Here is a 298-nt window from a genome sequence, read left to right on the forward strand (position 1 = left end):
CAGCAGCCGCCACGCACACCCACTGACCAGCACATACAGGATCGAGTCCAGGACCAGCCGGCGGTCGTGCTTGAGCGGCCGGCCCCCCGCATGCGGATCGTGGGCAGGCAGCAACGGCTCCACCAACGCCCACTCGGCATCGGTCAACGACGAGGAGTACGCCGGCTTGCACGTGCACACGCACATGCCCCCGGAAGCCTCACCACCACCCGACCCGACCGGTGGCGCCACGCCGAAACCGACCACGAACAGATCGCGCCCTCACCGACCGCGCTGGATCAGTTACCCAACACCCTCT

1 protein-coding gene is annotated in these 298 nt (G+C 68.1%); it reads right to left on the minus strand.

The window, feature by feature from the left end:
* A partial coding sequence (locus IN07_RS18025) for an IS5 family transposase (protein ID WP_036338321.1) occupies window positions 1-186 on the minus strand: 186 nt, incomplete at its 3' end.
* Window positions 187-298: the final 112 nt, after the last annotated feature.

This window comes from Modestobacter caceresii (assembly GCF_000761485.1).
Classification (GTDB): domain Bacteria; phylum Actinomycetota; class Actinomycetes; order Mycobacteriales; family Geodermatophilaceae; genus Modestobacter; species Modestobacter caceresii.